The sequence below is a fragment of the Kribbella sp. CWNU-51 genome (assembly GCF_054073265.1).
Genome location: NZ_JBSXMZ010000053.1, coordinates 68474 through 94349, shown reverse-complemented (window position 1 = coordinate 94349; position 25876 = coordinate 68474). Strand labels below are relative to the sequence as shown.

General features: G+C 68.0%; 20 protein-coding genes. 6 read left to right on the top strand and 14 right to left on the bottom strand.

Features of this window, described 5'->3' with window-relative positions:
• Positions 1-73: 73 nt before the first annotated feature.
• From ACXC9Q_RS38840 to ACXC9Q_RS38830, 3 genes are all read left to right on the top strand, one after another.
• Positions 74-1483, top strand: coding sequence for a hypothetical protein (locus ACXC9Q_RS38840; protein WP_457061777.1), 1410 nt, complete (start codon positions 74-76; stop codon positions 1481-1483).
• Positions 1480-3303 carry a DEAD/DEAH box helicase gene (locus ACXC9Q_RS38835; protein WP_457061775.1) on the top strand — a complete coding sequence of 608 codons (1824 nt, stop codon included), beginning with the start codon at positions 1480-1482 and terminating at the stop codon, positions 3301-3303. Before ACXC9Q_RS38840 ends, ACXC9Q_RS38835 begins: the two co-directional genes overlap by 4 nt.
• A 127-nt stretch (positions 3304-3430) precedes the next feature.
• Entirely contained in the window at positions 3431-4138 is a 708-nt protein-coding gene (locus tag ACXC9Q_RS38830) for a DUF3883 domain-containing protein (RefSeq protein WP_457061774.1), read from the top strand.
• Positions 4139-4291: 153 nt separating this feature from the next.
• Here the strand turns inward: ACXC9Q_RS38830 and ACXC9Q_RS38825 are convergent, their stop codons facing one another.
• A complete protein-coding gene (locus tag ACXC9Q_RS38825) occupies positions 4292-4747 on the bottom strand; it encodes a very short patch repair endonuclease (protein WP_457061773.1) in 456 nt (151 codons plus the stop codon).
• A gap of 126 nt (positions 4748-4873) precedes the next feature.
• Here ACXC9Q_RS38825 and ACXC9Q_RS38820 point away from each other — a divergent pair, with 126 nt between their 5' ends.
• The gene (locus tag ACXC9Q_RS38820; RefSeq protein ID WP_457061772.1) at positions 4874-5860 is read left to right on the top strand and encodes a DNA cytosine methyltransferase; all 987 of its coding nucleotides are present in this window, start codon (positions 4874-4876) and stop codon (positions 5858-5860) included.
• A gap of 106 nt (positions 5861-5966) precedes the next feature.
• Here ACXC9Q_RS38820 and ACXC9Q_RS38815 read toward each other — a convergent pair whose 3' ends face one another.
• From ACXC9Q_RS38815 to ACXC9Q_RS38805, 3 genes are all read right to left on the bottom strand, one after another.
• The gene (locus ACXC9Q_RS38815) at positions 5967-6809 is read right to left on the bottom strand and encodes an HNH endonuclease (protein WP_457061771.1); all 843 of its coding nucleotides are present in this window, start codon (positions 6807-6809) and stop codon (positions 5967-5969) included.
• Positions 6810-7113: 304 nt separating this feature from the next.
• Positions 7114-7443 (bottom strand): hypothetical protein, encoded by a 330-nt coding sequence (locus tag ACXC9Q_RS38810; RefSeq protein WP_457061770.1) that lies wholly within the window; start codon positions 7441-7443, stop codon positions 7114-7116.
• 502 nt (positions 7444-7945) lie between these two features.
• Positions 7946-8863: a hypothetical protein gene (locus ACXC9Q_RS38805; RefSeq protein WP_457061769.1), complete on the bottom strand. Its 918-nt coding sequence runs from the start codon at positions 8861-8863 to the stop codon at positions 7946-7948.
• A gap of 1238 nt (positions 8864-10101) precedes the next feature.
• Here ACXC9Q_RS38805 and ACXC9Q_RS38800 point away from each other — a divergent pair.
• Positions 10102-10527 carry a hypothetical protein gene (locus tag ACXC9Q_RS38800; protein ID WP_457061768.1) on the top strand — a complete coding sequence of 142 codons (426 nt, stop codon included), beginning with the start codon at positions 10102-10104 and terminating at the stop codon, positions 10525-10527.
• 81 nt (positions 10528-10608) lie between these two features.
• On the opposite strand, the gene ACXC9Q_RS38795 is transcribed toward ACXC9Q_RS38800, so the two are convergent.
• The 10 genes from ACXC9Q_RS38795 to ACXC9Q_RS38750 form a co-directional block, all read right to left on the bottom strand.
• On the bottom strand, positions 10609-11529 hold the full coding sequence (locus ACXC9Q_RS38795) for a bifunctional DNA primase/polymerase (protein ID WP_457061767.1): 921 nt from the start codon (positions 11527-11529) through the stop codon (positions 10609-10611).
• Positions 11530-11832: 303 nt separating this feature from the next.
• A complete protein-coding gene (gene mobF, locus ACXC9Q_RS38790) occupies positions 11833-16509 on the bottom strand; it encodes a MobF family relaxase (protein WP_457061766.1) in 4677 nt (1558 codons plus the stop codon).
• Between the two features lie 244 nt (positions 16510-16753).
• Positions 16754-18199, bottom strand: a complete 1446-nt coding sequence (locus ACXC9Q_RS38785) for a DUF2637 domain-containing protein (protein WP_457061765.1) — start codon at positions 18197-18199, stop codon at positions 16754-16756.
• Positions 18196-18954 (bottom strand): hypothetical protein, encoded by a 759-nt coding sequence (locus tag ACXC9Q_RS38780; protein WP_457061763.1) that lies wholly within the window; start codon positions 18952-18954, stop codon positions 18196-18198. Before ACXC9Q_RS38780 ends, ACXC9Q_RS38785 begins: the two co-directional genes overlap by 4 nt.
• The gene (locus tag ACXC9Q_RS38775) at positions 18954-19784 is read right to left on the bottom strand and encodes a deazapurine DNA modification protein DpdA family protein (protein ID WP_457061762.1); all 831 of its coding nucleotides are present in this window, start codon (positions 19782-19784) and stop codon (positions 18954-18956) included. The genes ACXC9Q_RS38780 and ACXC9Q_RS38775 overlap by 1 nt, the downstream gene beginning before the upstream one ends.
• Entirely contained in the window at positions 19781-22069 is a 2289-nt protein-coding gene (locus tag ACXC9Q_RS38770) for a type IV secretory system conjugative DNA transfer family protein (protein WP_457061761.1), read from the bottom strand. Before ACXC9Q_RS38770 ends, ACXC9Q_RS38775 begins: the two co-directional genes overlap by 4 nt.
• Entirely contained in the window at positions 22066-22581 is a 516-nt protein-coding gene (locus tag ACXC9Q_RS38765; RefSeq protein WP_457061760.1) for a Pycsar system effector family protein, read from the bottom strand. The genes ACXC9Q_RS38770 and ACXC9Q_RS38765 overlap by 4 nt, the downstream gene beginning before the upstream one ends.
• On the bottom strand, positions 22578-23000 hold the full coding sequence (locus tag ACXC9Q_RS38760; protein ID WP_457061759.1) for a hypothetical protein: 423 nt from the start codon (positions 22998-23000) through the stop codon (positions 22578-22580). The genes ACXC9Q_RS38765 and ACXC9Q_RS38760 overlap by 4 nt, the downstream gene beginning before the upstream one ends.
• 92 nt (positions 23001-23092) lie before the next feature.
• The gene (locus ACXC9Q_RS38755) at positions 23093-23413 is read right to left on the bottom strand and encodes a helix-turn-helix domain-containing protein (RefSeq protein ID WP_457061791.1); all 321 of its coding nucleotides are present in this window, start codon (positions 23411-23413) and stop codon (positions 23093-23095) included.
• A 119-nt stretch (positions 23414-23532) separates the two neighbouring features.
• Entirely contained in the window at positions 23533-23913 is a 381-nt protein-coding gene (locus tag ACXC9Q_RS38750; protein WP_457061758.1) for a DUF6284 family protein, read from the bottom strand.
• A gap of 550 nt (positions 23914-24463) precedes the next feature.
• On the opposite strand from ACXC9Q_RS38750, the gene ACXC9Q_RS38745 reads away from it, so the two are divergent.
• Positions 24464-25657: a helix-turn-helix domain-containing protein gene (locus ACXC9Q_RS38745; RefSeq protein WP_457061756.1), complete on the top strand. Its 1194-nt coding sequence runs from the start codon at positions 24464-24466 to the stop codon at positions 25655-25657.
• Positions 25658-25876: the final 219 nt, after the last annotated feature.

Genomic DNA, 25876 nt, shown 5'->3' with positions numbered 1-25876 from the left:
GTCATGGGTTCTCACTGTTCGTGATCGCTGGCAAGATTACACGGACGCCGAACGAATCGGGGAAGGGGCTGGCGTGACAACCAGAAGCGACGTGCCGCCGCAGGGTGCGCAGATTCATTCGATGGTGAAGGAGCGGCTGGAGGAGGCGAGCAAGGCCAACGGGGAGAAGCTGACGATCGAGTGGCGGGGGGAGCAGCGGCATCTCTATGTCGTCTCCATGCCGGTCGATCTCCTGTTTTACAACCCGGACACGCACCGGATTCGGGCACAGCGAACGCTCGATCCAGAGCGCGATCGTGCGCTCGACGAAGACCCGTGGAGCCAGGCGAGCCAGGACTATCTTGACCGGCTGCTGAAGTCGCAGCCTTCCGACCCGGACAAGATAGATCCAGACTTCGAGGCGTTGCGTGACAACCTTGAAACGTTCGGCCAGATGACGCCTGGCCTGATCACCGTGTTCGGTGTGCTGGTCAACGGGAACACCCGGTGTGCTGGGTTGCGCGAGCTCGGTGAGAAGTACATCCGCGTCGCCGTCCTGCCGGAGACCTCAACATGGGATGACATCAGCACCGTCGAGCTGGCGCTCCAGCTCCGCAAGGAGCACAAGCGGGACTACTCCTACATCAATAGGCTGATTGCCGTCGACGAGCAGCTCAAGCTGGGACGGCGCCCAGAAGACATCGCCAGAGACTTCCACGTCAAGACTGCGACTCTCGAGCAGGACCGCTGGGTCTACACCGTCATCAAGGACGCCATCGCGCGCAGCCAGACCGATGATGGAGCCGCTCTCCGCATGGTGGACTTCGAGGATCATCAGGAGAAGCTGCGGGAGCTTTATCGGGCGTACACGAAGACTGCGGCGAGCGACCGTGATGAAGCGGAAGCGCTGAAGGAATCGCGGCTGGCGATGATCGTTCTGGGCTACGCCAAGACTGATGTCCGGCTGGCTCAGGCGGACTTCCACACCAAGTACTTGGATCCGAAGCTCCCGGAAGCCATCAAGCCATCGGTATCGTCGGCGAGCGCGGTTGCCGTTCCCGGCTTGGGGGACCTGACCGTTCCCGAGACGACCCCAACGGCGAAGGTCAACAAGGCGCTTACGGATTCGCTGTTGAAGGCCAAGGCCCAAAGCCAGCAAGGCCACGCGGACCAAGCCGCTGTCGCCGCGGCCTCTGACACGCTGATGCAGGCAAAGGATGCCTTCGACCGCGCACTTACCCCCGCAGGCCGCGATGTTCGCCTGCAGCAGCGCCGCCTCGCGGCGCCCGAACGGCTGTCGGACGCGTGCGATGACATCGAGCTTTGCGCTGGCGAGCTGGCGCAGGCTCGGGCTACGCGGGCGCTAGACGAGGCGGCGTTCGACGACGCTGTGCTGCGTCTGCGTGAGGTTATGCGCAAGCTGGCCAGAGAAGCGGCCCGGACGTTCATTGAGCCCGGTGACGGAGTCGCCTGGCTCCTCGAGAGGGTCGAGGACCGTTCGTGACAGTGCCGAGCTTGCAGCTCGCGCTGGGCGATGATGCGGTGACGGCGCGGCTGCGTGCGGGATCGGGCCGGGAGGAGGATCTCCACAGGCTCGCCACCCGGTTCCGGACGGCGCGTTTCCGGACGTACGGAACGGTCGACCTGGCGATCGAAGATCTCCTGCTGAATCTTGCGGAGCTGACGGCCTGGCCTGAGCCGGAAACGGTGACATGGGATCCCGAGCTCGCCGCGCTCGCACGGGACACCACCATGGATGCGCGATCCGTTGGAAGCCGACTTGAGGGTGAGGCGATCCCCGAGAGCGCCGAGGTATCACCCGACGATGTTCCAAGGGTCCTGGGGCCTGCCTGGGCAGGGCCGCTCACCGAATTCCAGCGCCGGGATATCGCGAAGCTTCTCTCGCTACGGCACGGCGCCAACTTCTCCGTGCCGGGTGCCGGCAAGACACGCGTCGGCCTCGCCGTCTTCCATGCACTGCGGCAGGCAGGTCAGGTAAACAGGCTGCTGATCGTCGGGCCGAAGTCCTGTTATGAGGCCTGGCAGGAAGAGAACCAGCTCTGCCTCGCCGATCCGCTTCATATGGAAGTACTTGCCTCCGGCATCGATCCGGCTGCGAACGCACTGCTTGTGAACTACGAGCGTCTTCAAGGCTCACTCAACGGGCTGGCCCGTTGGCTGACGGCCCAGCCGTCCATGCTCATCCTCGACGAGGCGCACCGAATGAAGCTGGGGACCGAGGGCGTGTACGGCGCCGCCTGCATGGCGCTCGGTCCTAGGGCGCGCCGGCGCCTGATTCTTACCGGCACACCGGCTCCGAACGGCGCGAGGGACCTCGAGAACCTGCTCGGCTTCGTCTGGCCTGGGTATGGACGCCAAGCCGTTGTGAGGGCTGTTGCGGGTGGCGATCTCGCGCAGGCAAGCGAGGTGTTGCGCCCGCTGTTCACCCGCACGACGAAGGGCGAGCTCCAACTGCCGCCTGTGACGGTCACGCAGCGGTATCTCGATTTGCCGCCACTGCATCAAGAAATCTACGAGGCGCTGGTAGGGCTCTACTCGGCCCGTGCAGCCACGTCACAGGGCGATCTGGAGGCCATCGGCCGGATCGTCGTCTATCTGCTCATGGCTGCGATTAGTCCAGCCTTGCTCGCCGTCGGGACGACCAGGTACGAGCCACTGGCCTACCGGGTCCCACCCCTTTCCATCCCGGAAGGCTCACCGCTGCTCGACCTCATGCGTGATCTCCCGAGCTACGAGATGTCGCCGAAGTATCGCGAGACACTCGCAATCGTTGCGGCGAATGCGGCTGCAGGCCGCAAGACCCTGGTCTGGTCAACATTCATCCGAAGCGTGGCCACCCTCGAGGTGATCCTGAAGGAGTTTCAGCCTGCCGTAGTCCATGGCGGCACGGAGGACCGCGAGGATCAGATCGCGCGGTTCCGCAAGGACCCGGACTGCCTGGTGCTGTTGTCGAATCCCGCGACACTCGGAGAAGGGATAAGCCTGCATCACGAATGTCATGACGCCGTCTATGTCGACCGCGATTTCGCCGCCGGGCGATTTCTGCAAAGCCTGGACCGCATCCACCGCCTCGGCCTGAGCCCCGACACGCAGACCAAGATCACCGTGCTGACCAGTACAGGCACCATCGACGAGATCGTGAACCAGCGCCTGGAGATGAAGCTCCAATTCATGGGACGCATCCTGGACGATCCAGCAGTCCAGCAGCTGGCCGACCTTGACGAGGAGCCAGCCATCGGAGCAGGCCTCGACCAGCGGGACATGCAGGCCCTGATGGGGCACCTTCGTGCCAGTTCCACCTGAACCCGTCCTGAGGGCCGCAGCGCGCTGGCTCGAGCATCTCCCCGCAGCCGACCTCGCCCGGACCCGCGCTCTCTTCACGACACACAGCGCCTTCACCGACATCACACCAACTCAGTACGCCGCAGCATTGGACTGGCTGAAGGACCACGCGCTACTCAGCACCGCCGGGACACGCAGCTCAAAACGAGCGTCGCTGTTCGAAGCCGCGGTCGTGGAGAGTCTCTGGTTCAGAGACGCCGACACTCTGATCAGCTCCCCCGAGTCGCTGCCAGACGACGCCCTGCGTGCCGCGGAGGCGCTCGGCATCGGCCCAGAGGCGGCCCACGCAGTCATCCGGGCCGCATGGGGAAAAGTGGACACAGCCGAACGCGCCAGGCTGGGGTCTGCAGGTGAGCAAGCTCTCGTCGAACTGCTGTCTTCAATACCCGGTGTATCTGTCCTTCACGTCGCCAAGGAATCTGATGGCTACGGCTACGACATCCAGGTTACGACCGACGCGCAGACCCTGCACTTGGAGGTCAAGACGACAACACGCCGGGGGAACCTGAGGATCTATCTGTCCCGCAACGAATACGACACCATGCTCCGCGATAGAGCCTGGACCCTTGTCGCCGTGCGGCTGACCGAGGAACTCAAGCTTGCCGCCATCGCGACTATCAACCGGGACTGGGTACATGCCGCTGCCCCAGTGGACAGCGCACCTGGCTCACGGTGGGAAAGTGTCAGGCTCGATGTTCCACCGGACGTCTTGACCGTCGGCATGCCGGCGCTAGTCGATGCGATCCCGCCGCCTCTCGATCCGCTCCTGCGCGGCGAGCCTATCTGGCCAGGGTGAGATCCTGGTCCGTTGCCGACCTGGTCACCGGACGGGACGCACCACGTCTTGGATGCTCTCGCGGGGTCGCCAGGGAAGGAATTGCCGATCATCGAGCTAAGGGATTCGTGGCTCCGATCGAACCACACGGAGTCCCAGCGCGCCTGGCGATTTCTATCGTGCTCGTCTGACCGCCTCGAGTATTCTCTCAGCTGCGTCCGAGACGGGATCGTGTTCCCAGATCCGGACGACGGTCCATCCCGCCTCGGTCAGCCCTGCCGTGTTCATCTCGTCCCGCGCCAGGTTCCGCTCGAGCTTCGGTCCCCAGTACGCGGTGTTGCGCGTGGGTGGCCTGCCGTGCTCGGGACAGCAGTGCCAGAAGCAGCCGTCAACGAAGACCGCGACGCGGGCGCGGGTGAACACGATGTCCGGCCGGGGTTTGATCGAGCCTAGGTCGATGCGCAGATCCTTCCGGAACCGCAACCCTGCACGATGCAGAGCCGAGCGTAGCGCCAGCTCAGGCCTGGTGTCCGTACGGCGGATGGCGGCCATGTTGCGGGACCGGCCCGGGGTTGGTGGCAGGAGATGGGCTTCCCGTTCCCGCGGGTCAGTGGCCTCCGGCTTCGACACGGTGCGCAAAATGTCGGTGCCTCCCGCAATGGTGGGGGTTCATAAGAGAAGATGCCTTACGGCTAACCTTCCCCGAGCAGCATCGCTCGCCCTCATGCTACGCACGCCCGGACGGATTGGAGCACCGTGACCGACCTCACGACCCTCGAGATTTGCGCTGGCGCCGGCGGGCAAGCGATCGGTCTCGAACTAGCAGGCTTCGGCCACTCACTGGCTGTGGAAATTGACCCTGACGCCTGCGAGACCCTCCGACTCAACCGGCCACAATGGAAGGTTCACGAGGGTGACGTCCGAGAGGTGAATGGCCGCGACTATCGAGGCATCGACCTGCTCGCCGGCGGTGTACCTTGCCCGCCGTTCAGCATCGCAGGCAAGCAGCTAGGCGCGGACGATGAGCGCGACCTGTTCCCAGAAGCCATCCGGCTTGTCCGCGAGGCAAAGCCGACAGCAGTCATGCTGGAGAACGTGAAGGGCCTGGCCACCGCCAAGTTCGCCACGTACCGCGAGTCGATCCTCGAGTCTCTCAGCAATCTTGGCTACGCATCCGACTGGCAGATACTCAACGCCAGCGAATATGGGGTACCGCAGCTGCGGCCACGCTTCATCCTCGTCGCCATCCTGAAGAAGTACGCGAACAACTGGCGCTGGCCGGAACCCGTCGGGACCCCGCCGACTGTCGGTGAGACACTCCTTCCGTTGATGAAGAAGGACGGCTGGCCCGGTGCCCGGCTCTGGGCGAAGAAGGCCAGCGGAATTGGCCCAACCCTTGTCGGCGGATCGCGGAAACATGGTGGGCCTGACCTCGGCCCCACCCGTGCCCGTGCTGCCTGGCTGGAGCTCGGTGTTGACGGAAAGGGTCTCGCCAACGTGGGCCCGAATGGTGAGACGGCCGTCGACCACATCCCGCGTCTGACGTTGCCGATGGCCGCGGCAATTCAGGGCTTCCCGTCAGACTGGCAGTTCGCAGGTCGGAAGACTGCGGCCTACCGCCAGATTGGCAACGCGTTCCCGCCGCCGGTCGCCGAGGCAGTGGGGCTCAGTATCCGCCGGGCCATGGGAGCTAGTGAGCTGACAAGCGAGGATCGCACAGCGCGCCATCTCATGGCGGTGTAGAACCCCAGTAGGTCAGGGGCTGAGCTCAACGTGTAGCCGCGTTAGGCGTCATTGGCCGACGACGCTGCGACTGCGGCGGCCAGTTCCTCGAACGCGACGTGAGCTGTCACGCGCGGCCTTCCTTTTCTGCCGCCTTGTTCGCGTGTTCGCGGCGCCGGATTTCGCCGCTGATACTTCCCTCCGGCCAAGGCTCCCAATGGGTGCACTTGTAGTAAGTCCTTACCCGGGCGCCTTCGGCGTAGCGCTTGTCAACCTCGATCACCCAGCCGAGTGCGCGGAGCTCCCTCAGCCGCTTCTGGTAGTCCTCCTGGTAAGAGACCGCGCTCGCTACGATGCCGATCAGCTCGGTGTATACCCACTCACCGTAGAACGCCTTGAGCAGCTCACCGATCCGCCTGTGCACTTCCTCATGTCCTATGGCGGCCCGGATCTGTTCGACGTGGGCGCTATAGGTCTGATACCAGGCACGTTTACCGCCGTTACATCGCTCGCAGAGTGGCTGGAGATTCTCAATCTCGTCGCCGCCACCCCAGTCCCGGGGCACGCGGTGGTCGACAACTAGCACGACATCATGTTCGAGAGGAGTCATCCCGCACTGCGCACACCGCTGCGGCGCGAGGACCTGGGCGCGGACGCGGTCACTGATTCTTGGCCCGGGATCTCTCGGGCCGCCAGGTCGCCAGCCTCGCAGGTGGTACCGATGGTCCTTTCCATCCTGGATCGCGCGAACGTCGAGGCCGACTTCGCGAAGGGCTCGAACGCGCCGGCTGACGTGGGTGGCGTGTTTGCCAGCCTGGTCAGCGGCGAAGGCCTCGATCTCGGCCATCGTCGGAGGGTGAGGCATGCGCCGGTAGAGGAAACCATAGATGCGCTGCTCGACCGTACCCGGCACGAGAATGCGGAGTTCTTCACTGTCGGGTTCCGGCAGAGGCCACTCCTCGCCATTCACTCTGCGCAAGGTAGCCGGCACCCGGTCTCGGTGACGAGCCTAGATCGGTGACATGGCGCAAGCGCCCGGCCGCCCCCTCCGTCGCGAAGTTGTTACTGCCGGTCCCCCCGGCCAACGACGCCGGTCATACCCTGAAGTCCCGTGTAAGCGATGAGGGCCCTGCGGACTATCTCGGAAAGGCTCTCGCCGTTGTCGGCGGCCCTGGCTTGGGCAGCCTCCCAGAGGTCGTCGGAGACCCGAACCGCTCGGACCTTCGTCGCCGACCTGTCACCCTTGCGTGCGTCCGACTGCCCCGGGGCCGACATCATTCCTGTTCGTTCTCGTGAGCGTCGAACCAGACCCAGCCGGTGAGGTCGTAGAGAGGCGTGCCATCCGCGGCCTCGCCCGCGCGGGGGAACTCCTCGGGCTCGTCGTCGTCGTTTCGCAGGTAGATGAGGGTGGAGCCAACCTCTGTTACGTATCCCCAGGTGCCGTTGGGGTCGTTACGGCGCCAGGCGTAGAGGAAGTCACCGAGTGCGTCGGCGGTCGAAAGCGGTCGAAGCCAGCCGTTCCACCGCTCGTCGAGGACGCGCTCAGCCTTGAGAGCGAGCTCGGGCGTGATGTTCTCCGGTGCGCTGTCGAGGTAGACGTCCATAGGGGCAAGATTACGCGTGGTCATTGGGTGGCCTCTCCATTCAAATGGTGTATATACACCAGAGCATACTTGGTGTATATACACCAGTCAACCGCGGGGCGCCGCAGAGTTTGTCCCCATGCCGTCTAGCGCGGAGATGGCGTACGACGTCGTCTCGAACCAGAGCGACCCGGAGGCGCAGCTCAATCAGCACGAGGGGGAACGCGCGCCGATGGCTTGGGAGCCGGACGTTGGTTACAGAGGTGCTCGGCGCGTGCTCGCTGGTTCTGTCAGGTGCTATGCGCGAGGATGCCGCGTCCCGACGGTGAGCTCAGATCTCTGTGGATAACCCCGGGAGCTCAAAGATCAGATTTGCCAGACTGTTGCGGTCTCGCCAGTTCACGGCCTGGAGCCACCGGCGGGTGGAGCCGTCGCCGCATGGCGTCGAGGCGCGAGGCCCCATCGGCAGGCCCGGGACTGGCGACACCACGGATGGGTGACACGACTGGCCAGCTGGTTGGCCTCACTTATTGAAAGCTTCGAGACGCTGCTGCTGCGCGTCACGGCGGCGGGTTGCTGCCGCGGCGGCCCGGGCGGCGTGAGTGGGGGCACGTTCAAGCTTCCGGGTGCGGCCCTGGGCTTGGCGTAGTTCGCGGCGGGTCTGTTCCAATTCGCCGGTGAGACGTTCGATGGTCATTTGCATGTCGGCGATGTGATGTTCGTTAGCGTCCAGTTCGGACTCGGACGCCCGGCGGGTTTCCTCGGCTTCCGCGTAGTCGGCCTCGACCTGTCGCAGGCTGTCCTGGAGCTCCGCGCGTTGTCGCCGCAACAGCTCCTGCTGTGTGGTCTTCCTGGTCGTGGCCGACTTCTTGGACGGCGCCGCCTTCCGCGCGGGCATCCTGACTGCCGGCGTGGGCCTTGATGTCTTCTTCGGTACCGCCGCTACAGCAGCTGGCTCGCCGCTCTCGTCTACGACGCCGAATCCGACGTGGCGCAGTGCGCTGGTGAGGCATCCGCTGCGTAGCAGTTGGGCCGCGCCTGGATCGACGAGGGCTGCGTCGAGGGTCTCGGCGAGACGCTGGGCCGCGGTGGGAGTGATCGTTCGGGCGGTGCTGGTGGTGTCGGCTCTTGCCGTGTCGATCAGCCGCTGGACCATTGCGTGGCGGCGCGGTGTGAGGCGCTTCAGGCGGTCGCGGTCGGCGGTCGAGTGGGCCTCGCGCAGCTGGTCGCCGAATTCGGTCAGTTCTGCGATCTGTTCGGGTGCGATGCGGACGAGGCGGTTCGCCAGCCAGGCCGCGACACTCGGTTTCCGCAGCGCTTTCACGGAGGCGCTGCCGGTAGCGTCTCCGGCGTCGCGGAGCGTGTTGGCCAGTTGGTTGCGGGCAGCGGTGAACTGTTCGGGCGGTAGCCCGTACAGTTCCAGCACCGCGGTGAGGCCCACACAAGAACACTGACGTGGCCGGTTGCCACCGGCAACTCTCGCCCGACCGAACCGGGTGGTCCTTATGTCAAGTGTTGCCTTGACCACGCGGAGCGGAACGAGCAACAACACGGAGTCCGATGCGGCGGGTGAAGCCGCCCAATCGCTGGCCGCGTTCTGGGTGGCTGGTGTGGAGTGCTCTGTCCGGGCCTGGCCCCCCGGGGTGGGGATTAGGCCGCCGTCCTGGCGAGGGGCTTCTTCGGCCAGTTCTCGGCGGCGGTCCAGACCCAGCGGGGCTCCGCGGCGTCTCGAGCCGGTACGCGAGTGCAGCTTCCCCGCCTCCGCGTCGTGCAGGTGCGCGCCGTACGGGCGGAGCAGTTCAGGGTCGAACCGGTCCGGGGGCTGGCACACGTCGCCGTCGGCCCACACCCACTCCGGGCCGTTCCGGGTTGGCCGGTAGGCCCAGTACCCAGCCTGGCCCTTCAGGGGTACGGTGGCCCATCCTCAAAAGCGGCGAGGATCTGCGTCTGCCAGTCGGCCATTGAGAAGCCCTGACCACTCCCCGGGCCTCCCTTCAGCCTGCTTCCGCGATTGTCGGCGCGCCCGTCATCAGCCTGCTCTTCGATCAAGACCCATGTCAGCCGCGGCCCGACTTCGCTGCTCGATCACCGGGGCGGGCCGCAGGTCGCGGCCGGGGCACCACTCGACGCGTCCGGAGTCGTCGGTAACCCGCGCCAGCCACTGGTCGGATTGCTTGTCGAACAGCCACACGTCGATCGCGCCCGCCGGCCGCCAGCTCGCGGCGCGACCTGCTCGGATAGAACCCATCGCACCGCATCGATTTGGTGACCGGCCGCCACCATGGCGTTCAGCTCGGCGGCCAGGCTCTCAGCAGCGGACTGCTCTAGGTCGTCCGGCGTACACGCGGCGCTAGCCAGGTCGATCACAACGAAGCCGTCCCTTGTACGCCGCGCCGCGAATCGCTCCATGAGTAGATTCGAACACATGATCGATAGAAACGCCATCCGTCGGTCGAGCTGCCTGTCGGTCGAGCTGCCGGCCGGGCCGCGTCCTGTGCTGGAGGCTGGACGCTACGGTGCCGCGCTCGGCTTTCGGCCGATAGGCGGATGATCGCCGGTCGCCCGGTTTTGAGGAGGCATGTGATCCGGGATTTGCTCATCCCGTAGATGGGCCTGGCGCGCACTCGAGGCGCGCGGAGCACTGGAAACTGTCGGCGCCCACTGGGATCGTCGTGTGGTATGGAGCTGACAGCCCGGGATTTCGAGCGGATACCGCCGGAGAACCTGCGTGTGTCGGCGCGTGAGTTCGCCCGGCTGTGGTTGACAGCTGAGCGCCGCGGCGATGCGCTGTCGGCTAAAGGCCAAGGCGACTGGTATCTGGCCGGCGTACAGGTCACGTGCAGTTGGCTGGCGTGTGCCTTCGTGACCTTCAACTACCCGGCGGGGCCTGTCCGGCAGCGGGCGTACGCTCCGATCACCCGAACCACGGAGAAGGCGTACGAGGAGTTGATCGCGCGGGAGACTGAGGCGGCAGAGCGCGCAGTTGCTCGCGGTGGGCTGCCTGGTCGTCCGGGTTTTGCTGAGGGTGCATTGGCGACGCTGGCGTGGGCGTGGCGGCGCTCGGGTGTGCCGCCGATCGAGGTAGAGCACGCCCGGACAGGTTGACAGGCAGGTCGCCGAGTCACGGAGGTGGCATCAGGAGCCTTTGCACGGCTTCCTGAGGCCCCCTTGTGTGTTCCCCGACTGTCAGGCGGTTCGTCGGCGGGGGTGGCGTGTGCCGGCGGTGAGTCCTGAGGTGATGGTGCGTTCGGCTTCGGTGCGAGGTAGGCCGATGCGGCCGGCGGCGGATAGGAGTTCGTCTCGCGCGAGGTGCTGGTCGAGCAGTTGGGCGCCGACGAGCTGGCCGAGTGCGAACGCGGCGCGGTTGAGGGTGTCGTTGCGTTGACCGGGTGTGGCGGCGAGTACCTTCTCGAGTTCCCCGCTGAGCGCGGCCAGGGCGTACCCGCTGGTGTTCCGCAACGTCGGTGCCGGCCGCGGCACCTCGACGGCTGGTGGGGTCGTGTCGAGGGCGTCGATGATCCAGCCGGGTAGTGGCTGTGGCGGCATGGTGGTCTCGGCGAGGTAGCGGCCGGCGGCGGTGATCGATCCGGCTCCGACGACGTAGCCGCCGTGGCCGCGGGTGTCGATCTTCCATCCGACGCGGCCGGCGCTGTTGCCAAGCTGGCCGGTGGCGGGCTGACGGTAGTACATGTGTCGTCCGGCCGATGGCGTGGTGACGGTGTAGGTGTCGGGCAGCCAGGTCGCGTGATCGGCGGCCACCAACGCCAGTACATCGGCTCCGCTTGTTGCTCCGCGGCTTCGCCATGGCTCGGGCGCCCGGTCGGCGGGATTCTTGGGCTGGTCCAGATCCACGACGAGTAGCCGGGACGGCCCGGCCGCGACGCCGACGTTGTACGGCGCTCTGCGCCAGGTGCGGGCGATCGCCAGGTGGTCGGTGGTGGCCGCGGTTTCCCAGTCTTCGACTGCCGGCACTTTCCGTCCGGGCACCAGCGGGAAGACCGCGAATCCCTGATCGGCGTGCCAATGCGCAACGCGGCTGAGCTCCTGCGGGCTGCACCACGGCTGGCAGGCGGTACGGGATACGTTCTTGATCCGTCGGTTCCTCATCGGTGTTCTCCCTCGCTAGTGGCCGTTGTGTGACGGCAGCCCCTTGGGGCCTGCCGGCAACTGCCGTCTGCCGGGCCGCTAGAGGCTCCGAAGTCAAGGGGTTCTCGGCTGGTGGACAAGGAAATTAGCGAGCTTGCGAGCGCCGTCGTCCTCCAGCCGAGAACCCCTTGACTTTGGAGGGGGCGGTCTGGCACCCGGCCACCAAACCCAGCCACAGCAGGCTTTTCGTCCCGGCCCGAGGCCGGGGTGCTCTCCCGCCCGCTAGGGGCAGGAGAGCCTGGACAGCGCCTTTCACGGGCGTGGCTACTCGTCGTCGTAGCCGCCGAGCTCCAGCACCGGTGCGTGATCATCTGTGGCCTGATCGGTGCTGTCCGCCGTGACCGCAGTGGCCTTGTGCTGCTCGGTGTTGGTGTCGTCGGCGTGCCACCGGGCGAGTTCTTCGGCCCGGGCTTCGGCCTCGGCGTCTGCGTGGCGGTCTTCGGCGTCGCGGCGGTGCTGAATCTCGATCAGTGCTCGCTGCGCGCGGCGTACCGCTTCGGCGGTTTCGTCTGCGGACGGAACTCGCGGGGTGTCCGACTCGGCGACGCGCTGCTCGTCGGCGGCGACCTCGCGGATGTCGGTCGGTGCCTGGCTCTCCAGGGCTGGGCGGTCGTGAACCGGCTCGGTTTCGACGGCGTTAACGTCGCCGATCGCTTCCATGCCGGTGGTGTTGTCGTCGGCCACGATCTCCGCGTCGGGGATCTCGTCGGCGTCTGCGTCGGGTTGTGCGGTCCTACTGGGGAGTTGCTCGTTGACCAGCTCGGCCTCCACGAATTCATCGGCGGGTACCGCGAGTGCGGTGTCGGTGTCGCGCTGTTCGGCGACGTCGGCCAGCTCGTGCTCCGCGGTGACCTCGCGGTGCTCGTCCTCGACGGCCTCGGCGTCGATGGTTTCGAGCAGTTCCTCGGGGGTCGGACCGTCATCGCTGTTGTCGATGCCGCGGGCCTCTAGTTCCGCCTCGGCGCGCTCGGCGTTGGCGCGGGTTTCGGCGGTGTGTGCCCACCAGACGGCGCGGGCATCGTCGGCGACCTGCAGCTCGTCGGCCCGGGTTTCCAGCGCCTCCGCGAGCGCCCTGGCTTGCTCGGCCTCCGTCCGCAGCCGCTCACGCGTCGCCGCGTCGTCGCTGGCGTCGGCTTCCGCGGCGCGCAGCGCGGCGGTGCGCCGTTCGCGCTCGGCGGCTTGGCGGGTGCCGGCGAGTTCCTCGGCGACGTACGGCGGTGCCCACGCTTTTTCACGCTCGTAGGCGCGGACCCGGACCCGCAGCTGACCGTTCGACATCTCGGCCTCGGCGCGGTCGGCCTCCGGGCGGCCGAGCGCGCGCCACGCTGCGCGCCAGGAGGCGTACTGCTCGACCTGGCCCGGCTTAGGCGGCGTGCCGAGCGCGTCGTCGCTGGCCTCGTGGCCCATAACCTCGCGGTGCGCGGCCACCATGCCGGCCTTCTGAATCCACTCGTCGCGCTCGCGGCCGGGATCGCTCGGCGGCCGGTCGAAGACCTCGATCGCCCATTGCGGCTGTTCTGCGGCGACCTGCTCGCCGAGTTCGTCGGCGCGGGCATCTGCCTCGGACGCGAGGTTGGTCAGGTATGCCGACCAATTCGGGTCATCAATCTGCGGGAGGCGGGCGGTGTAGGTGTCGCCGAGCGGGTCGAGGTCGCCGCCGATGCGCTTGATACGGTCCTGGATCACGTGACTGATTCGGTGGGCGTCGTGCAGGGACCGTTGCTGGATCGCCTCGGCCAGCACCCGACGCGGGTCCTGCCCCGCGAGCTCAACCCGGCGCAGCAGCGTCTGGAGCGTCCCAGCACCGTCCTCGGCCGCGACAGCGGTGCGCTGATCGGCCGTCAGCGCGCCGGCGTCGGTGAGTTCGTCCAGCCAGCGGGCGGTGCGCCCGGCGGTCGCGAGCGCGAGGCCGTCGGCCAGCAGCTCGGCCGGGGTCCGGAGCCGGTCCGCTTCGGCAGCGGACTCGGCGGCGGCCTGCAACGCCGACAGCTGCGGGTCGTCCAGCTCGAACGCGCCCCGCAGCACCGACAACGCCGACCGCTTCGCCGCGGTGGTGGTTTCGCCGTACTCGGATTCCTTCGCCAGCGACTGAGTGACGACGTGCGCGGTGTTCGCGATCCGGCCACGCGTCATCGCGACATACAGCGCATACACCGATGTGTTCTGCGTGGCGACCAGATGGCTGGAGTCCACCGTCAGCCCTTGGGAGGAGTGCACGGTGGCGGCGTAGCCGAGCGCGACCCAGTCCCGCACGTAGCTCGCCGGCAGCACCACAGTCTCGCCCGGCACGGGCTGGCGGGTGCCGCGGATCAGCGGCGCGACCCGCAGTCCGCCGTCGTCCAAGACCTCTGTCACCGTGAACTCGTCGCGGTTGAACGCGGCGCGCTTGTTGCCGCGGTAGTCGTTGAGGTGCCAGGCGTTGAGCCGGGTCTGGATCAGGTCCCCGGCACCGACCCGATTGCCGGTCGACGCGAGCCAGGCGGTGCGTTCGTCGTCTACCTGGCCGTACTCGACCAGCCGGGCGCGCAGCTGCGCCGACAGCTCGGCGGCCTGGGCGTTGGTGTCCACGATCAGCAGGGCATGCCGGCCGGTGAGGTGGTCGGCCAGCCACGCGTCGGATGCGGACCGCTGCGCGGCTTCGAGGGCGCCGCCGTCGAGAATGCGGCCTTGCTTGTGGTACTCGTGCAGGACCGACTCGTCACCTTCGCGCAGCCGCAGGGACGCCGGGCCTTCCCAGTCGGTGGTGAAGCGGCGGGTCTCGGTCAACTCGTGGGTCAGCGCGCCCGCGGTGACCAGTTCCATGCCGCCGCCGGCGCCGACCGCGGCGAGCTGACGGTGGTCACCGACCAACAGCAGTTTCGCTCCCGCGGCGTCGCAGTGCGCGTGGATGGCGGCCAGGTCGGTGGTGTTCGCCATGGCGGACTCGTCCACCACGACCAGGTCACCGGTGCGCAGCGCCCATGCCTGATCCTCGGTGGCGGCTGAGCCGTCGGCGATGCGCTGCTGGGTCGCCAGCCAGCGGGTGATGTTCTTCGCGGTGACGCCGTCGGCGGCCAGGACTTCGGTGGCGACCTGGGACGCGGCCAGCCCGATCATCCGGCGCTGGTCGCCGCCCCACAGGTCGGGGTCTTCCCACGCTTTGGCCAGCGCGCCAACGACGCGGGACTTGCCGGTACCAGCCGGTCCGATCAGCGTCTCAACCTTGGCGCCGGAGGTGAGGATGCCGCGCACCGCGGCGGCCTGGTCGTCGCCTAGTTCCAGCCCGGCCGCGGCCAGCCGCTTCACGAACCCCTCGGCATCGGGCGCCGTCATCGCCACCGAACCGCGGGCGTACCCCGCTGTGGCGAGCTGCCGCTCGGCCTTCAGGTGATCCGGTGTCACGTACCGGGTCGCCCCGGGCGCGGAGTAGGCCGACGAACCGTCCGCGCGGCGCAGCTCGTCGGGCAGCTGCCCGGTCTGGCCCAGGTGGCGGGCATCGACTTGCTGGGCAAGCTTCAGACCGCGCTCGGTCAGTCGGTCCAGCAGCCGGGCGATCCGGTCGGGCTTCAGGTTGCCGAGGTTGTCGGGCAGCGCGTTGCTGATCGCGCGGGTCAGGTCCGAGGCGCGCCACGTCGCGTGGGCGGATTGGACCTCGGCCAGGGCCGTCTCGAGCACCTTGGCGGTGTTGATCCGCCCGGGCAGCCACTGACGCTGCCGCAACGCGAGCACATCCGTCGCGACCTTGCCGAGTCCCCCGCGCACCTCGGCGCGCAGCTGCGCGTCCCACCGCTCCAGCCGCTGCGCGACGGTCTCACCGTCGTGCGACTTCGCCTTGCGCGTCGCCAGCGTCGCGGTGCGCTGGAGCCGGTCGAGCTCCAGGCTGTTCGGCTCCCGGCCGAACTTGGTCTCGAACTCGGCCACCAATCGCGCGGTCTTCTTCGTGATCGCGCGGCGCCGCGAGCTGAACAGGTCCATCACGGCCTGGTCGATCCCGACGACCTCGCGGGCCTTGCCATCGGGCCGCATCGCGAACCGGAGCCCGAGCGCCCTCGACAGGTGCTGCTCCATCACCCGCTCGCCGACCGCCCCGGCCGCGGGCTTGTAGCGGTGCAATGCCTTCGAGTCAATCGTGCGCCACTGCCCGTCGCTGCCCTGAACGCGATTCAGGATCGCGTTGTGGATGTGCAACTGCGGGTCGTGGTCGCGGGAGTCGTGCTGGAAGAACGACGCGATCGTCCAGTCGTGTGCGTCGTCCCAGCGCCCGGCCGCGCCGCCGTGGTGGCCGACGCGGGTGTAACCGGACTTGTCTTGCAGGTAGGTCAACGCGGCCTGGTTCCCGGCCCAGATCGCGTCCTCGACCGCCTGGCGGTGCTTCGCCCAGTGCACCGCTTCGGCCTCGGCCCGGTGCACCGCAGCGGAGTGCCGATGCACCGCTTCGCGGTCCCCGGTGCGGCGCGCCTGCTCCAGTGCACCGCGCGCCGCCTCGGCGGCGGTGCGGGCCTGCACCTCCTGGGTCTCGAACGCGGTGTGCAGCACCGTCACCGACTTCTGCACCGAGAACGTGGCGTCATGAAAGGCCACGTTCTTGCGCACCGCCTTGCCGGCCAGCGCACGCAGCTCGGCACGCCGCTCCGGTGACGCACCAGGCTCACGAGCCAGTGCATCGGCGTACACCTGCTCCTCGGACTTGTAGGCCCGCCCGGTGTGACCGAGGGTCTCGGCCTCGTCCCACCGCGCCGGGTCCCGAAACGCGTCGTCGCGCGGATCGATGAACCGCTCATACAGCGCGGTCATGTCCTGCGTGCCGACCTCGCCAGACAGCCCGAGCGCCTCGGCGCCCTGGCCGAACCAGCGCCCCGGCGGCTCGCCGGCCGCGACCGCGCCGGTGTAGTAGTTCTCCCGACCGGACGCGACAGCGCCGGTCAGGTAGTCGGCCCGGTGACCGCTGGAGATGCTCAGCACGAGCCACCCCCAACCCGCGCCACGACCAGCGCGACAGCACCCCCAGCCGCCGTAGGCGGCAAGCCGATACGACGACGCGAAGCGGAGTGACGGCTCCACTTGATCGTGATGCCTTGGTGTGATCTGAGTTCTTTGGTCTTGCTGCTGCCTGTTGGCTGCTGCCGGATCGTCGTCTTGGTCATGGTCGCTTCGGAGGCGTTGCTGTCTTGGCTGTTGGCTGCTGATCGGGTTTTGTGTGGGTTGTTCATCGGCTGCTGCTCGTTTCGAGTTCGCTGCTGCTGTTGGTGTCGTTGGTGTTCTCGGTGGGGTTTTCGCCGGGCTCGGAGACGAGCTGGAGCTGTCCCCTGGTCTGTGCCGTGCTGTCGTCGGTGGTCGGAGGTTCGGCCCACCCGGCCAGTTCCTGCAGGCGCTTGGCGCGGCCGAAGCCGACCGGGCGCCCGAAGGCTTCCTCGGTGGCGCGCCGGATTTCGCGCTGGCCCAGCGGCGCACCGCCGTTGTCGGCGGCGTGGCGGCGCACCGCGTCGAGCAGTTCGGCGTCGGTGGGCCCGGCACCCTTGCGCGGTGCGGTCTCGCGCGACTCGTCGGCCGACGCGGACGTGGTGTCGGTGCGGTGCGGTGCCTGCACCGGTGTGGGTGCACTGCTCGGGTCGTCGTGACGCACTGGTGCAGGCGGTGCGGTGCGGGTCGAGGGGTGCGCCGGTGCGGTGGCCGATTCGGCGCGCAGTGCACCGAGCAGGTAGGCCACCAGCCACGCCGGTGCACCGATCTCATCCCGGGGCGTGTCCACGGTCGGCGCCTCCGGCTCGCCCGGGCTGGTCAGACCGAGCGCCGCGGAGTCAACGAGCGCGAGGAGTTCACCTGGCGTCAGTTGCCCGCCGGTCGGCAGCAGCGCGGCCAGCTCGCCGGCCGACAGCAGCCCGTCGCGGATCGTCTGCAGGCACGCGGTCCGGGCGGCTCGGGCCGAGTCGAGCGGCCACAGCTTGCGGCTGGGGCACAGCGTCGCCAGCCGCGACGCCATGCGCACGACCTGCTGGACCAGCGCCCGAGCAGCGGCCGGGTCGTCGGCGCCGGTCCGCGACAGATGCAGCCACACCCGGGTCGTGATCACCGGCGAGGTGAACCAGGTCAGCGCCGACAACCTGGGCTTCGCGGGCTGGGCCAGCTTCATGTGCAGCCGCAGCAGGTGGGCGAGCATCTCGACCAGCACCGCGTAGGCGAGCGGGGCCAGCGCGTGGGCGACGGCATCGGCGACACCGTGAGCGGTGTCGATGTTCAGCCACACCGTGCCGAAGATGCCGACATACGTCGTGACCAGCGCGCCCGGGATCCGCCACCCGCGCGTCAACGCAGCCAGCCGCAATGCGGTGCAGGCGATGATCATGCCGTCGGCAACCAACGGCACCAACGCGCTATCGAACTTCTCCGATACTGCATTGAACGAGCGCGCTCCGCCGATCCCCGCGACGCCGAGCGCTGCGACGACGGCAACCGTGATCAGGATCCGCCGGGTCGTGAGCCGCCCGGCCTCGATCACGTCGGTGACAGCACGGACCATGCGGCGCGCCGACCAGACCACGGTAGTGACGATCGTCGCTAGCATCAGCAGCCCGAGGGTGCCGGCGACAATCATCGGCCAGGTCACCGAGCCGAAGTCAGGCAGGTCGGCCAGGTCGATCAAGTGGGTGCTCATCGGTAGCCTCCGGCGGTGGTGTTCGGCACGAAGGTGAGGTCGCCGCGGCGACCTGCCTTGATCTGCTCCGGGGTCGGTGCGGGGCCGTTGTCGTCGCGACCGGCAGCCCACCAGGTGACGAATGGGTCAGCGTCGGCTGCGAGCGGCACCACCACAGCGCGAGCCTCGGCGTCGTCGCGGTGCGCGAGCACGTCACAGGCCGGGGCGTACTCGCCGATGCGGCGCGTGACGCCCGGGCGTTGCCGGTCGTGCCAGTCACCGACGAGCTTGTTCGACCCCTCCTCGCCTTCGTAGGCGGCGGTCCAGGCGTCCATCAGCCACAGCAGTTCCTCAACGATCTCGGGGTGCCACAGCCAGCACGGCGGCAGCGTCTCCCGCGCGGTCGCGTACCGCAGGTACGTCGTCTCCATCCACGGAAGCAACTCGCTCAGCACCGCCTGCACCGCCGCCTCATCGTGCTCGGGCAGCCGCAGCCACGACCGCACCGACTCCACGTTGCTCGCGCCCGCTCCGTTGCCGCGGGTGCTCCTGGGCTTGGGGGCGAGCCGGGTCAGCAGGTCCTCGAACGACGCGACCGTGTTGCCGAGCGCGGCAACCGTGTCGTTCAGCCGCGCCACGGCGGTCTTGGAGGCGGTCTGCTTCAGACCGGCCTTCATCGCCGCGACCTCCCGGGTGAGCGCTTCGACCGAGCGGGCCAGCCCAGCTACCGCGGCCAGGGCCGCGATGCCGGGGTCCTTGTCGTCGTCGTAGCGCATCAGCCCACTCCCCTCTCGTTCCGCGGGTTGGTCGCGGCCTGCTGGCCGTACGGGGCGTCGAACAGCGTCAGCGGTTCGTAACGCGGAATCGAGGCGAGGACGCGGTGCCGCCACAGATGGGCGTAGACGCGGCAGTTCTGGCAGTTCTTGTGTCGGCAGCCGGGGAGCGGAGCCTTCCGGCGTGCCTCGATCGACCACGCCATGGAGTCCGCCGATGTGAGCGCGTGTCCGCAGCGGCGCAATCCCAGGACCTTGAAACCGAACCCGTGAAGTCGGGTCACGCCGGCGGCACGGAGCGCGCTGACAATCGCGACCGCTTCACCTGTCGCCTGGCGACGGCACACCGAGCCCAAGCCAACGACGGACTCGGCGGACAGATCGACGCCGGCGTCGGTGTAGAGGCCGACGCAGGCCAGGTAATCGTCCAGACGCCAGCCCTGCAGCACCGGCACGAACGGAAGGTCCGGCGCGATCGACCGCAGCAGCAGGTAGTTGTCGACCGTGCGAACCTGGTGCTCGTGCAGGCTCAGTCCCGTCTTGGACAGGATCCAGGGCTCGCACATCCAATCTTGGGGTGCTGCCCACGCGAGCCGCCCGACCTCGTCGTGATAGCGGCGGACTCTGGCCGAGTACTCGCGCGGACTCGGCCCCTGGTCCCACGACCCATGGGCGGATAGCTCCGTGAAGCCACCGGAGTCCAGCGCCCACCGAGCAGTAGCCTTCGGCAACGTCTTGTAAGCCCTCAGTCGGCGATCGGACACGAACAGCGGCACGCTGCTGGTTCGCAGCCAGCCCGGCTGGTGCGTCCCGAGGAAGAACTCGACCGTCATCGGTTCACCTCCCGGCCGGCGTCCTCACGGCCGACCAGCTCGCGCGTCGCGGCGCGAGTCGCATCGCGGGAGGCGAGCGCGGCGCGGGCCTTGTGCATCGCTCTCACCAAGCGGAGCCGGGCCAGCAGCTCGCGGGCCGGGTCGGCGGCGTCCAGCCACGACACCGCGGCGTCAAGCCGAGCCATGATCCGCCGTACAAGGGGCGCGGTCAATTGGTGCCGTACGGCGGCTACTCGGTCGATGCGTGTGAGGATTTGGCTGCGGAGCCACGCGGTGTCGGTCAGCAGCCGGGCACCGATCCGATTCTCGAGTGCGGCCAGGTGACCGGCGGCCCACTGGACGGTACCGCGGTTGTGGAACCGCTCCATGCGCAGGTCGCCGCGGTTCCAGGCCATCTTGACCCGGCCGATCGCGGGCGGCATGCCGCGGGTGATGATCAGCGCCTGCCCGGCGCGCAGCTGGGCGACCTGGCCCGGGGTGAGGACCGGGACGCGGCGGTCGCTGATCGACACCCCGCCGGTGGTGCGGTCGCGGGTGGTGACCTGCTCGAGTCGTTCCCCGCACAGCGTGGACCAGAACTGCAGGTCGTCATCGTCGGCGGTGCCGGCCAGCAGGACCTTGGTCGTGACGTTGGTTAGCAGGGCGCCGGTGGCGGCCTCGCCGAACCGGTCGCGCAGCTGGGCGCGGGACTGGGCGGAGATGTGCAGGGTGATGCCGCGGGAGCCGAAGTCACCTGTCCAGCGGTCGAGCGGGATCAGGCAGATCAGTGCGGCCTCGTCCAGCACCATCGTCAGCTGCGGATCCAACCTGCGGCCCGGCGTGCGGACGGCGAGGGTCTTGGCCTGGCGGGCGATGTGCGCGGTCAGCGCCGTCACGAGCGGTGCGGTCTTCTTGTCCTCCGCGCCCAGTAGATACACGGTGCCGGCCTCGTCCAGCAGCCGCTCTACGTCGAACGGCACCCCACCTGGTGCCGCCGCAGCGGCGGCGGTCGGGACCGACAGCCAGCTCAATGCGGGCATGATCGTGGTGGAGATGCTCGAGCGGGTGCGCTCGTTGTTGGTGAAGAACTGCATGGCCTGCTGCTCGAACCCCGAAGCGTTGGCGACGCGCAGCTCCCACAGCGCGTCGGACTTCGCCTGGTCGTCGGGGTGCGCGATCCAGCGCTGAACGTCGGCCATGGGGTAGCCGCCGAGCGCGGCGGCGTGCATCAGCGCCGTGAGCGCCTGGCGGGCCAGGTTGAGCCAGTGCTCGGCGTCGTCGGATTTCGCCCCGACCCCGTCGAGAAGGTCCGAGGCGCGGTCCATCACGACGCCGGGATCGGTGCACCCGGTCAGCGGGTCGAACGTGATCGTGGACCCCTCGCCGGTGAGGCCGTCGGGGTCGAATACCCACACCGGGCCGCGCTTGGCGCGCTGGGTGCGGGTGATGTCGAGGATGTCGGTCTTCGTGCTGGTGGCGATCACCGCGCCCGGCGCGTCCAGCAGGTGGTTCATCATCAGGCCGGTCTTGCCCGCGCGCGGCCCCGCCACGGTCAGCGTGTGGTCCTCAGCCGAGGACCGGACCTTGACCCAGCCGACCGTGGCCACGGTCGCGCCGATCTGTGCGAGCGGCACGAACCGCCGCTTCCACGCGGGCAGCTCGGCCAGGGACGGGCGGATGATCTTCGCCTTCTTGCGCAGCATCCGCGCCGACGACACCCGCCGCACGTCCCACCCCGATGCCAGCCCGTCAGTCACGCGCCCAGCACGGCCCAGGCGACGCAGCAGCCCGCGCGAGCTGGACCGCGACCGCAGCGTGAACCCCGCAGTACCGAGCAGCATCACGCCCGCGGCCAGCAGCAGCTGCCACCAGCGCCCAGACGCCTCCACCGTCCCCGGCAGCGCGCGCAGCACGAAGCCGACGTAGGCGAGCCACAGCGCCACGGCGAGCCCACCGCCGACCGGGCGGTTCACAGCCACCACGGCCAGCGTGATCAGCAGCAGTACGCCACCGGCGATCACCCACCCGGCCACGCCACCTGGCGCTCCGAGACGCAGGCCCACCGCACCGGCCATCAGGACCCACAACGGCGCGGCGAGCAGCGCGCCGTGCAGCAACCGCCAAAACAGCAATCCGGCCGTCACCAACCCGACCGCGCCTGTCGCAGCGGCCCAGTAGCCCAGCTCGGTCAGTTCCGGCGTCTTGTCCCACGCGACCGCGGCCACGCCGACGGCCAGCAGAGTGACCATGGCGAGAGTGAAGTTCGGGACCATCGCGCCCTCGGTCCTGGTCGGCCGCCGCATCATCGCGCACCACCGATCAGCACACCGGCCACCGTGAACACCGCGCCGAGAATCGCAGCGGCGAACGACACCCGCAGCCACTGGTGCTTCGTCCACGCGATGTCGGCCAGCCGCTTGGCCTGATGCGTCACCGCCGCCAGCGGGTCGGCCACCTTTTCGCCGGACAGCTGCGGGTCGAGGTGGCGGTCAAGCAGCTGCTCGACCGAGCGGCGACGTACTGCACCGAAGTACAGGAACTCTCCCGATACCAGCGCGTCGGCCGGACGGTGCATCCGCGGCACCACCACCAGCAACGCCGAGCCCAGGGCCACAGCCAGCGCCACCAGCGCCACACCGAACGACACCCGCGCGGCCAGCGGGGCTCCGTGCGACTGTGACACCAGAGTCAGCACCACCGCAGCGAGCGCGGTCTCCACCGTTGCCGCGAAACCAGCCCTCATGTCGGCCTTGTCGACCGCCGCAGCAGCCGAATCATGCACCCGCCAGGCCAGATCGAGCCCAGCCCGCCCGCTCATCGAGCACCATCCGCCGGAACGGACTCGCTCGGCTCTGGCTGGACGTTGTCGCTGTAAGACATCGTCGCCTCGTATCGAGCCATCGCCTGCACGGTGATTGCGACTGACACGACCCGAATCGGACCCATGTAGCGCTCGGCGCTGTAATGGCCCGAATCGCGGTCATCCTCGGGCACGACGCCCAGAGCAGCGGCCAGCTCGTCAACAAGGTCGCGCTCGGCGCCGTACCAACCCTGGCGCCGTAGCTCCCAGGGCAAGTAGAAGCGACCGTGCACGTTCGGCACAGGCAGCTCCGGGTGATCCGCCACGAATGCCGCCAGCTCGAATAGCCCACGAATCAGCTCCGCATGCTCCCGCGGAACCTCCAACAACCCCAACCGCGGCACCCACTCCGTGCCAGCCTGCACTGCGTCAGTCATGCTGTAGACCTCTCCAACTCGTACCTGAGTGACGGGAGAACCGGCCCTGTTCTGGTTGGCGCCTGGGCAGGGCCGGTCCATCGGATTTGTACTCATGCGGCACCGCCGCGGGCGCGTCGATGCCGTTCCTTCCACTCGGAGCCCCAATCCGCGATGTCCATCGACGTTCCGGATTCGAGCAGGTCGGTCACCGCGGCAGATGGCACGCTGTACTTCTGACCGACTCGCACAGCGGGAAAGTCCTCGCGCCGCACAAGCCGATATAGAGCCTCCGGCGAGATGCTGAGTAGCGCCGCGGCTTCTGGCACGGTGTACGTCGGAACACCGCGGCTGCGCTTGTGAAGCGCGCTCTCCAGGGCGCGGTTTCGCGCAGCGGTTCGAGGCGCCGCCGCTCCAACCTCTCGAGCATCCATCGTGTGCGTTGACGCGGCCGATGGTCGCGTCGTCTGGGGCTCGATGCCCACAGCGTCGGAGCTGTCGATGCCACGCCGGTCGGCCAGGCCCTCATCCAGGCTCATCACGCGACGGCGGCTCATGCGGCACTGTCCGAGCCGGCGGGGCCATCGAACGCGATGGTTTGGTCATCGCGGTCCCACGTCGAACCGCAGCGTTCACCCATCACCCCTCCGATGCGGAGGGAGCACCCCACGACATCCCCGTCGCTGGCGCACGGCAAAACCGGGGCAACCTCGAGGTACGCCAGCTTGTCCTTGACGGTCATTACGCGCTGCTCGGCACGTCGGACTCGGCGACGGTCCAGCACCGACGCATGCGGACCGGCGTTGATGAAAGCGATCTGCGCATCCAAGAGATCCCGCTCGGCCGCAATGAGCGGCCATTCCTTCTCGATGCCGGCCAAGTCCGCCGCGGATGGTTCGCAGCTACCGCCGGCCGGGGGATGGATGATGCTCATTGGGTTCTGCTCCTGTTCGTGAAGGGACTGGTGCGGCCCGGACGCCCCGGCGGCTGCAACCGCCGGGGCGTCACCTTCTGGCGCCTGACCAAACATGAAGCGATACTGAGGTGCGCACCACGGTAGCGCTTGCTCATTGGTAGCGCAAGCGAGGTGCGATACTTTGGATAGGTGAGTGATCTACGCGAAGAGTTGACCTCAGCGACGCGCCGATACCGTGAAACCGAGATGGCCCACGAGCAATCTCGGACAGAGATGCTGGCGGCCGTCCTGGCTGCGCTCCGTGGCGGTGTGCCGCCTACCGAGGTTGAACGGTTGTCGCCGTTCACGGCGGCGTACATCCGCAGAGTTGCCCGCGCAGAAGGCATCCCGCCAGCGGCACCCGGGCCGAAGCGGGTGAGCTCCTGAGTGGTCGGCTCGTTCATGCGTCCAGCGTCGAGACGAAACGAGCGATTGATGTGCACTCGGCAAGCTGCGCACTTTTGTGCGCATTGTTCATGCTGATAGCCGGTTCACTAGAAGGGACCACATCAACCGAGGGGAAGTGCAGATGCACGTAGGTGAGCGCATCGGGGCCTACCGCAAGCGACGCGGCATGTCGCAGGACGCCCTGGCTGGCCTCATCGGAATGTCGCGGTCTTGGCTCTCGCAGGTCGAGCGCGGCATTCGTGGTGTCGATCGACTGTCCACCCTGAACGACCTAGCAACCGTCCTGCGCGTCGACGTGGCCGACCTCATCGGCCGCGACTGGATTCTGGCTCCAGACGCGCCGCAGCAGGTAACGGCAGTCGACGCCGTGCGCAGCCAGCTCGCGAGCTATCACCACCTCCTGGGCGAGCCAACGACCCCATGGCCCCTTCCCCAGCTTCGGAATGGCGCTGTGCAGGTCAACCAGGCGTATCAGGCGGCAAAGTACCGCCAGGCGACCGCAATGCTCCCCGACCTCATCCTGGCGGCCGACGCGTACGACGGTTACCAGGGCCGCGACGGCCGCGAGACTCATCTCGCGCGGTGTTCGGTCTACACCGCCGCCGCAAAGCTCCTGACGAAGGTCGGCGAGCACCAGCTCGGTTGGCTGGCCGCGGATCGCGCAACCCACGCAGCCCTGGCAGCTGAGTCAAAACCTGCTCAGGGCATGGCCGCGTATCAGGTCGTCATCGCGCTGCTACGCAGCCAGCGAACCGACGATGCCGAACGCGTTGCCGTCCGGTCAGCAGAAGGGCTCATGGCTCTTGCTGGCTCGGACGCCCCGGATGCTGTATCGCTGGCCGGTTCACTGTGGCTCATCTCTTCCGTCATCGCCGCACGACGCTCCGACCGCGCGACCTCAACACAGCGGTTGGCCGAAGCTACACGGCTCGCTGACATCCTGGCGCACGACGGCAACCACTGGTGGACCGCCTTCGGCCCCACCAACGTCCTGATTCACCGCGCCTCGGTCGCAGCCGAGTTTGGAGATCCATCCGGCGTACTGCGCGTGGCCACCGAAGTCGACACCGAAGATATGCCGGCCGGTCTTCGGGGCCGCCGCTCTCGTCTGCATCTCGATCTCGCCTGGGCACAGACCCAAGCCAAGAACGACATGGAAGCGATCTTCCACCTACAGCAGGCCGAACGCGTCGCGCCAGAGTCGATCCGATACCACACCATCGCCCGCGAGCTCGTCCGCGAGGTTCTCAAGCGCTCCCGCAAACCCACCCCAGCCCTGACAGCCATCGCAACCCGCGCAGGAGTCCTAGCGTGAACGAGCGCACTCTCTACATCATCACCTGCGGTGCCCCACTTGCCTCCCGAGTAGGCGACGGCGTACGCGCCGCTAGAGAACGCGGTTGGATTCCCTTTGTCATCCCGACCGATGCGGCTGTGCCGTGGCTCGAAGGCCAAGACTTGGCCGGCGCCCTCGTCCTAACCGGCAACCGAAAGCCAGGAGAGCCGAGGCGCACCCCGAAGGCCGACGCCGTCG